This is a genomic window from Streptomyces sp. NPDC059828, from assembly GCF_042731955.1.
In the GTDB taxonomy this organism is placed as follows: domain Bacteria; phylum Actinomycetota; class Actinomycetes; order Streptomycetales; family Streptomycetaceae; genus Streptomyces.
In genome coordinates this window covers 87284-95935 of record NZ_JBHWIW010000027.1, presented here as the reverse complement: position 1 = coordinate 95935, position 8652 = coordinate 87284, and the positions used below count along the sequence as shown (strand labels likewise).

At 70.9% G+C, this 8652-nt stretch carries 9 protein-coding genes; 6 read left to right on the top strand and 3 right to left on the bottom strand.

Annotation, left to right across the window (positions count from 1 at the left end):
* From ACFV6V_RS18255 to ACFV6V_RS18230, 6 genes are all read left to right on the top strand, one after another.
* Window positions 1-438, top strand: a 438-nt coding sequence (locus ACFV6V_RS18255) for a phosphopantetheine-binding protein (RefSeq protein ID WP_385565861.1), incomplete at its 5' end; no start/stop codon positions are given.
* Window positions 439-508: 70 nt separating this feature from the next.
* Window positions 509-1276, top strand: a complete 768-nt coding sequence (locus ACFV6V_RS18250; protein ID WP_385565858.1) for a thioesterase II family protein — start codon at window positions 509-511, stop codon at window positions 1274-1276.
* A gap of 54 nt (window positions 1277-1330) precedes the next feature.
* Window positions 1331-1684, top strand: a complete 354-nt coding sequence (locus ACFV6V_RS18245) for a nuclear transport factor 2 family protein (RefSeq protein WP_385565857.1) — start codon at window positions 1331-1333, stop codon at window positions 1682-1684.
* Between the two features lie 32 nt (window positions 1685-1716).
* Window positions 1717-2799, top strand: coding sequence for a branched-chain amino acid aminotransferase (locus tag ACFV6V_RS18240; RefSeq protein WP_385565855.1), 1083 nt, complete (start codon window positions 1717-1719; stop codon window positions 2797-2799).
* Window positions 2796-3545, top strand: a complete 750-nt coding sequence (locus tag ACFV6V_RS18235; RefSeq protein ID WP_385565853.1) for an alpha/beta fold hydrolase — start codon at window positions 2796-2798, stop codon at window positions 3543-3545. The genes ACFV6V_RS18240 and ACFV6V_RS18235 overlap by 4 nt, the downstream gene beginning before the upstream one ends.
* 197 nt (window positions 3546-3742) lie before the next feature.
* Window positions 3743-4726: a hypothetical protein gene (locus ACFV6V_RS18230; RefSeq protein WP_385565851.1), complete on the top strand. Its 984-nt coding sequence runs from the start codon at window positions 3743-3745 to the stop codon at window positions 4724-4726.
* A gap of 2 nt (window positions 4727-4728) precedes the next feature.
* Here ACFV6V_RS18230 and ACFV6V_RS18225 read toward each other — a convergent pair whose 3' ends face one another.
* The 3 genes from ACFV6V_RS18225 to ACFV6V_RS18215 all read right to left on the bottom strand — a co-directional run bounded on the left by ACFV6V_RS18225 (window position 4729) and on the right by ACFV6V_RS18215 (window position 8626).
* Window positions 4729-5856, bottom strand: coding sequence for a tetratricopeptide repeat protein (locus ACFV6V_RS18225; protein WP_385565850.1), 1128 nt, complete (start codon window positions 5854-5856; stop codon window positions 4729-4731).
* Window positions 5853-7118 (bottom strand): ATP-binding protein, encoded by a 1266-nt coding sequence (locus ACFV6V_RS18220; RefSeq protein ID WP_385565848.1) that lies wholly within the window; start codon window positions 7116-7118, stop codon window positions 5853-5855. Before ACFV6V_RS18220 ends, ACFV6V_RS18225 begins: the two co-directional genes overlap by 4 nt.
* Before the next feature lie 251 nt (window positions 7119-7369).
* Window positions 7370-8626 (bottom strand): MFS transporter, encoded by a 1257-nt coding sequence (locus tag ACFV6V_RS18215; protein ID WP_385565845.1) that lies wholly within the window; start codon window positions 8624-8626, stop codon window positions 7370-7372.
* Window positions 8627-8652: the final 26 nt, after the last annotated feature.

Genomic DNA, 8652 nt, shown 5'->3' with positions numbered 1-8652 from the left:
TCAGCCATCACCCACCTCGACACACTCCCCCTCACCCCCAACGGCAAAATCGACCGCGCGGCCCTCCCCGCCCCGGAATTCGCCGACCACACGGAATACGTGGCCCCCAGCACCGTCCAGGAGCATCTGCTCGCCCTTCTCTTCGCCGAAGTGCTGGGTGTGGAGCGGGCCGGCCTGGAGGACGACTTCTTCCAACTCGGCGGCCACTCACTCCTCGCCACCCAACTCATGGCCCGCATCCGCGAACAATTCCGCATCGAACTACCCCTACGCGCCCTGTTCGAGAACCCGGGCATGCGGGATCTCGCCGATGTGATCACCCGGGCCGAGGCCGAGCAGACGGCGACTCCCGACGTGGCCGAGCTGGAGCAGTTGCTGGCGGAGATCGGTGAGCTGTCGGACGAGGAGATCGCGGAGCGGCTGGCTCACGAGGAGTGACCGCGACCACGACCACGGCCGGCCCGGCCGAGGAGACGGCCGGCCCCAGCACCACGGAACGAGGAGACAGGTGAAGTCCAAGACCGGCCGCTGGTTCGCGGCGGAGACCACGGCACCGGACGCGGCGGCGCGGCTGTTCTGCCTGCCGCACGCCGGTGCAGGAGCCTCGGCGTACCGGGAGTGGCAGGCGAAGGTCGGCCCGGACGTCGAGGTGGTGCCCGCGCAGTTGCCGGGCCGCGAGGCCCGGTTCGCCGAACCGACGGTCACTTCGGCGACCGTGATCGCGAAGGACCTGGTCGAACCGCTGGTGGAGCGCGCGGGCGGCAAGCCGTTCGCCCTGTTCGGGCACAGCATGGGCGCACTGCTCGCCTACGAGCTGACGCACGAGCTGGTGGCGGTCGGCCGACCGCCCGTCCACCTCGTCGTCTCGGGGTACGGGGGGCCGCAGCTGCCTCGGCCCAGCGTGTACGGCGTGGTCCACCGGCTTCCGGATGACCGGCTGGCTCAGCACGTCGAGGCGCTGCAGGGGACGGCGGGTGAGGTGTTGGAGCACCCGGAGCTTCTGAAGCTGCTGCTTCCGGTGCTCCGAGCGGACTACGAACTGTGCGAGACCTACCGGTTCGTCGGCCGTCCCCCGCTGCCGGTGCCGGTGACGGCGCTGGGCGGTATCGAGGACCCGTCGACGACCGACTCGCTGCTGGGTGCGTGGGGCGAACTCACGACGGAACGCTTCACCGCCACCCGCTTCCCGGGCGGCCACTTCTATCTGACCGAGCAGCTCGACGAGGTCACCCGCGCGGCCCGCGATGCCGCACTCCGGCTGGCGTCCCACGACTGAGTCGAGCCGCGTCGACCCACCCCCGTACTGGCACGTACACCCAGGAGGCTGACCGTGGACAGGGAAAAGCGCATTCACCACTACTACGAGCTGGTGGACGCGGGCGACGTACCCGGGCTCGTGGAGCTCTTCGCCCCGGAGGCCGTCTACCGCCGCCCGGGGTACGAACCCCTGGTAGGCAGGGCGGCACTGGAGCGCTTCTACCGGGAGGACCGTGTCATCAAGGAGGGCCGCCACGCCCTGTCGGCCGCGCTGGTGCAGGAGGACGGTGCGGCGGTGCACGGGACGTTCGAGGGGACGTTGCACAACGGCCGGGAGGTGTCGCTGCGCTTCGCGGACTTCTTCACGTTCAGCGCCGACGGAGCGTTCCGCACGCGCGACACCTTCTTCTTCGCGCCCCTGGTCTGACGCAGTACCCACAGACGTAAAGGAGTCGTCAGGTGACGACGAGACCTGCGTTCGGTGAGCAGTTCACCGACCACATGGTGATGTTGACCTGGACCGCCGAGGCCGGCTGGACGGACACTCCGCAGGCGGTGCCGTTCGGCGATCTCCGGATCAGCCCGGCGATGGCGGGGCTGCACTACGGGCAGGTGGTGTTCGAGGGGTTGAAGACCTACCGCCGGCAGGACGGCACGCTCGGCACGTTCCGGCCCGACGCGCACGCGCGCCGGTTCCGGCAGTCGGCCCGGCGCCTGGCCATGCCGGAGCTGCCCGAGGGGCTCTTCATCCAGGCGGTGGACGCGTTCGTCGGCGCGGACGGCGGAGTGCTGTCGGCCGACGAGGAGGTGAGCCTGTACCTGCGGCCGCTGATGTTCGCGACCGAGGCATCCCTGGCACTGCGCCCCGCCCGCGCGTACACCTTCCTGCTCATGGGATTCGTGACGGGCGGCTTCTTCTCGAACCGGCCGGATCCGGTGTCGGTGCTGATCAGCCGGGAGTTCTCGCGGGCCGCTCCGGGTGGCACCGGGCAGGCCAAGTGCCCCGGCAACTACGCGGGGGCGTTTCTCGCCCAGCGGGCGGCGGCGGACGCGGGCTGCCAGCAGGTGGTGTGGCTGGACGCGGTGGAGAACCGCTGGGTGGAGGAAATGGGGGGCATGAACCTCTTCTTCGTCCGCGGCACCGGGCCGGGCGCCACCGTGGTGACTCCCTCGCTCACCGGCACACTCCTTCCGGGTGTCACCCGCGACTCGCTGCTGACGCTCGCCGGAGAGCGGGGCTATGCCGTCACGGAGGAGCGGATCTCGGTCGAGCAGTGGCGCAAGGAGTGCGAGGAGGGCGTCATCAGCGAGACGTTCGCCTGCGGTACAGCGGCGCTGGTCACCCCGGTCGGCCATGTGCGGGACACGGAAGGGGCGTGGCTCGTCGGTGGTGGGCAGCCGGGCCCGGTGACCATGGAACTGAGGGCTACGCTCACCGATCTTCACCGAGGCCGCACGGCCGACACCCACGGCTGGATACGGTGCCATCACCGGCCGGTCGAAGAGTTGCACGTCAATAGTGAGGAACAGACATACACATGACCCTTTCCCATGACACCGCGGGTACGGGCGACGCGGTCGTCCTCCTGCACTCCTCGGTGTGCGACCGGCGCATGTGGGATCCGCAGTGGCAGGACCTGATCGACGCGGGCTACCAGGTGGTGCGCTGCGACTTCCGCGGGCACGGCGAGTCGCCCGTGGCGCAGCAACCGGGCAACGACGCGGTGGACGTGCGGGAACTGCTCGACCAACTGGGCATCGAGAAAGCGGCAGTCGTGGGTTCGTCCTACGGCGGCCGGGTCGCCCTGGAGTTCGCGGCACGCTGGCCGGAACGGCTGAGCGCGCTGATCTTGCTGTCGGCCGGGTCGCCCTTCCATCCGTCCACCGACGAGCTGGACGCCTTCGACGAGCAGGAGGAGTCCCTGGTCGATGCGGACGACCTGCATGGGGCCGTGGAGCTCAACGTCCGCACCTGGCTGGGCCCCGACGCGGACGAGGACACCCGCGAGCAGGTGCGTTCGATGCAGCGGCACGCGTATGAGGTGCAGCTCGCCGCCGAGGAGGAGTTCGATCCGGTCGAGGCGGAATTCGAGCTGTCGTCCGTCTCTGCGCGGACGCTGATCGTGACGGGCGAGCACGACATGAAGTACTTCACCGACGTGGCCCGGGACCTGGCCGACCAGATCACCGGCGCCCGGCTGGTGCACCTGCCGTGGGGCGGTCATCTGCCGAGTCTGGAACGGCCCCAGGAGGTCTCGTCCCTGCTGGTGGGCTTCCTCCGGGGCTGAATCCCGCCCAGCGCCGCGGGGCGCGCCCGAATCGCGCGCCCCGCTCCCCCACCGCAGCGCATGTGACAGCGATGTACGGAACATGTCACAGGGCTCGCACCGCCGAGTGGCGCCGCTTCCCCCCATGCCCGGCGGGTGGGATGTTCACGGGACGAAGCGGCCCGAGACGGGACGCGGGGAAGATCTGGGGGGACACCATGACACGCAGACAGCACCGCACCGGCACCGGCGGAACCGGCGGCAAGGCTCGGAGAGCCCACGGGCACGGCCCCTCGCGGCGCCGTCAGACGGCGGTGGCCGCTGCGGCCCTCGCCATGGCCGTGCCTCTGACCTTCAGCTCCGCAGGAGACGCGGGGGCAGCGGCGGACCACCCCATCGTCTTCGCCCGTTACACCGCGGCGGCGTCCATCGAGGACCTCTACGCGATCTCCTCCAGCGGCGGCACGCCCGTCAAGCTCACCCACACCTCCACCGTCAGCGATGTGATGCCCACCTGGTCCCCGGACGGCAAGCGGGTGGCCTTCGTCCGCTACGGGTCCGGTGGCGCGATCGACGGCATCTGGACCATGAAGTCCACGGGCGGGGATCTCAAGGTCGTCCCCGGCACCAAGGGCGCCTCCGACCCTGCCTGGTCCCCGGACGGCGAGCGGATCGCCTACGCCAAGCCGGTCGGGACCCAGCGCGAGATCTATGTGGCCGACATCGACGGCACCCCGGCCACCCGGCTCACCCACAACACGGCGGACGACCTTCATCCCACGTGGTCCCCTAGCGGCAAGTACCTGGCGTTCAACCGCTCGGACGCGGCCGGAAACAGCAGGGTGATGCGGGTCCGGCTGTCCACCCTGGCCCAGACCGCGGTGACCGCACCCGGCTCCCACGACTGGACGCCCGACTGGTCGCACGCCAACCGGATCGCCTTCAGCCGTGTGGACTCCTCGGGCTTCGCCCGCCTCTACGTCATCCGTCCCGACGGCACCGGACTGCACCGGATCACCTCGGCCCGCCGGAACGACAAGAACCCCTCATGGTCCCCGGACGGCAGCCGTCTGGTCTTCACCAGGGGCGGTACCGATGACGCGGACCCCGAGCACCTCTACCTGGTGAAGGCCGACGGCACCGGCCTGACCCAGCTCACCAAGACCGCCTCCCACGACATGCAGGCGGACTGGCGCCCATAGGGCTACGTTGTTCTCGGCCGGTCGAACCACATGGTCGCCAAGGTGGGCGCGAGACCGGCCCAGAACAGCACCTGCGGCAACGTCCTCTCCGACCAGGGGACCTGCGTGATCAGCAACGCGCACAGCATGGCCCAGGCCGCCTGTGCCACCGCGATACGGGCCCATCGGAACCGGCCTATCAGGGACCGGACGTTGAGCCTGACCCCCATACGGCGCCGCCGGTAGCGCAGCAGGGCGCCCAGGACCCAGATGGCGCTTGTCGGGACGAGGTACCAGAGGCGCTGGCCGAGTGAGACCGGCAGTTCCTTCGGCACCTCGCCATCGGCGACCCACAGGTCCAGCATCGCTCCGGCGAGGCCGACACAGAGCAGCGCGAGCCAGCGCATGCCGCGCAGCATGCGGTAGGTGGCCTCGTCCAGGCCGCGCTGCAACTCGGCGGAGTCCGGCGCGGAGGCGAGCCCGGTGGCGTACAGGTCGGCCGCCCGGGCGGCATTGACGCCCGGGGCTCCGGCCGCCTTCCTGGTCTGGCTGACCAGGGCCCCGGTGTGGGCGGGGTCGACCCGGAGAATGGCGCGCTCGTGCTGGTCGGCCGCGACCGCGCGCCCCGAGAACTCGGCGATGAGCTTGGCGACTTCGTGGGCGTAGACCTCATCGGGGCCGAGCCGCAGCGCTTCCGCGGCGATACCGGCCGCTTCGCGGGTGACGAGCTCGAACTCGTCGTGCCCGACCGCTCTGGTGCCGCTGGCCTGAGTGTAACGGACCATCGCCATACGCCATACGGCGTCGGCGAGCATCGCATACCCGTACCAGTGGTGGGGGTTGATCCGGACCGCTTCACGCAGGAGGGGCTCGACGTCGCGCCACGAGCTGCCAGGCCCTCTGGTCAGTGCCTCGGCACGCAGGATGAGCGCGCCGTAGTCCTCGGGGTCGAGTGCGAGGGCCTCGGCGGCCGCGTCCCGTGCCTGCTGCGCCTCCTGAGTGTTCAGATGGCAGTAGCCGATCTTGACCCAGGCGCGCACGTCGCCGGGCTCTTCGGCGAGATGCCGCGCGAGCAGGTCCCGGGCCTGGTCGTGGCGATCGAAGTCGATCAGGGCCTGGGCCCGCTCGACGGTGGGGTGGGGCGTGGTCACAGTTTCCGCTTCTTCTTCAGGTAGGCAACCAGGTCGTCGTACATCCCGCCCTCGTTCGCGTACATCGCCACATTGCGGGCGGCGGCGAACCAGGGTTCGGTGGAGGGCACGACCTGCCTCACCGCGGCCGACAGGTCGTTCATCCCGATCAGGCGTACGGTGCCGGTGCGGGCCGAATCCAGCAGCGCGTACTCCGCCGCCGCCTCGCACACATGGGCAAGATCGGCGCCGGACAGGCCGTCGGTGACCTTGACGAGTCTGCCCAGGTCGATGTTCTCGACGGGCTTGTCGCGCAGGTGGTAGCGGAGGACCGCCTCACGGGCCGGGCCGTCGGGCGGCAGCACCAGCAGGGTGCGGTCCAGTCGGCCGGGGCGACGCAGGGCGATGTCCACGTCCCACGGCACGTTGGTGGCCGCGAGCACGAACACACCTTCGTTCGCGGCCCCGTCGATGCCGTCCAGCTCGGTCAGCAACTGGTTGACGGTGGTGCGCATACCGTTGCTCTGGGTGCGGCTGCGCTTGCCGCCGAGCGCGTCCAGCTCGTCCAGGAACACCACACACGGTGCCTGGCGGCGGGCGGTCCGGAAGATCTCGTGCATGTTGCGCTCGGAGTTGCCGATCCACATGTCGAGCACGTCGTTCACCGAGACGGACAGGAATCCCGCTCCCAGTTCACCGGCCACCGCCCGTGCGATGAAGGTCTTGCCGCAGCCGGGCGGTCCGTACAGGAGCAGGCCGCCGCGCAGGCTCTTGCCGTAGAGCCGGCGCAGCTCCGGATTGCGCAGCGGAGCCAGGAAGGCGGCCTCCAGCCGCTCCTTGACCTCCTGCATGCCTCCCACATCGGCGAGACGGAGGGTCCCGGGCCGCTCCACATCCCAGGCGGCGGCATCCCCCGGATCGCCCTCGCCGTCCACGGTGAGCGGCGCCGCCACGAACCGGGGTGGCACGACGTCGCCGACCTGGTCCTCGGCTGCCCTCCAGTCGAAACCGGCACCGGATCCGGGGGTACCGGTCGGGGACGGTCCAGGAGCCGTGGGGGCGCCGGTCACGGGCGCCGGAGCAGCGATGGCCCGTGTCATCAACTCACGGGCCCGGGCATCACCGGGCACGTGCTGGAGCGTCACGGCGACCTCCACCACCGCGGCCTCCAGGTGCCCCGCGTCCAGCAGCAGTTCGGCCAGGTGCAATCGCAGCGGCACATCTTCGGGTGCGGCCGCGACGGCCGTACGCATGCTCTGTATCAGGGGGGATTCGGCCGGCATGGCTCCACACTCTACGGAGGCGGGGCATGCGGCCCGCAGGCGCCCTCGGCGGAGCGCGTCCGCCCGATCGACTCCAGCAGCACGCGTCGCCGGTCGCCGGAGTGCCTGCTGCGCCGGGCCGGTCCGAGCCGCTCGGGCCACCGGCCGCCCGTCCGGTGGAGTTCAGGCGCGGGTGCGCGCCGCGCCACCGGGGTGTGGCCCGGGTGGCGACCCGTCTTCCCGGGCTGACGGTGCCGCTTGGTGGCCCACCGTCACACACCCGTCTCCACCGGGGGAGCGATCGTGCGCCCTCGGGAGCGTTCGGCCCAGCGGGCCACCGCGGGTGCCGCGAGACCGGCCGTGGCCAGCAGCGCGCCCATCACCAGCCAGCCGACCCAGCCGTGGCGGACGATGAGCAGCGCGGTGACCGCGGGGGTGATCGCGAGACCGAGCTGGGTGGTGAGGCCGAACATGCCCTGGTACTGGCCCTGTGCGTGGTCCGGGGCCAGTTCGTACGCCAGCGCCCACGAACCGGCGCTGTAGAGCAGCTCCCCCACGGTGTGCACGGCGACCCCGGCCACGAGGATGACCCCCGCCACCCACGCCGTGCGACCGGCAGCCAGGGCGATGACGGCGCAGCAGACGGCCAGCAGCACTCCGGCCCTGGCCATCGCCCGTGCCCCGCCGCGGATGTCCTCGGCTCCCCTGCTGACGGGGACCTGGAGGATGACGACCATCACGGTGTTCACCAGCAGCAGGGGCGCGAAGAGGGACATCGGAGCCCGGGTGTGCTCGGCGATCCAGAGGGGGAGGGCGACTTCGAGGATTCCCGCGTTCATCATCAGCACGGCGTTGATGGCACCGACGGCGACGAACGGACGGTCCTTCAGCACCTGCCAGGGTGAGGCGTCCTCGGGGCGGGGGACGGGCGGCGTGCGGTCCAGGGCGAGGAGGGCCAGACCCGAGACGATGAACAGGGCGCCGGAGCCCAGGAGCGTGAACGTGTAGCCCACTTCGGTGTGGTGCCCCAGGGCAAGTCCGCCGAGGAGCGCGCCGAGGGAGAACCCGATGTTGGTGACCGAGCGCAGATAGGCGCGCGTGCGCACCCGGTCCTTCTGGGGCACGGCGAGCGCGACGAGTGCTCCTCGCGAGGCACTGGACGCCGCGTCCGCGACGGCCACCAGGGCCGCCGCTGTCAGGAGCCCGGCGAAGCCGTCGACGAAGGCGTAGCAGCAGATGGCCGAGCCGTGGAACACCACCGCGCCGATCGCCGTGTTCCGCGCGCCTATGACGTCCGCGGCATGGCCGACCGGGATGCTCGCGGCCATCCCCACGACGGCGGCGACGGTCAGGCCGAGGCCCACCCGGGTGGCGTCGATGCCGACGGAGCGGGTGAGGTAGAGGACGATGACGGCGACAACGGTTCCACTGCCGGTGCTCCGGGTCAGTGTGCTCAGTGCCAGCACCCACATGGCCCGCGTCCGGGGCAGCACGGAACGGGGCCAGTTCGTCGGTCTGTTGCTCGCCATCGCCAGTCACTCGCATTCTCGAACGG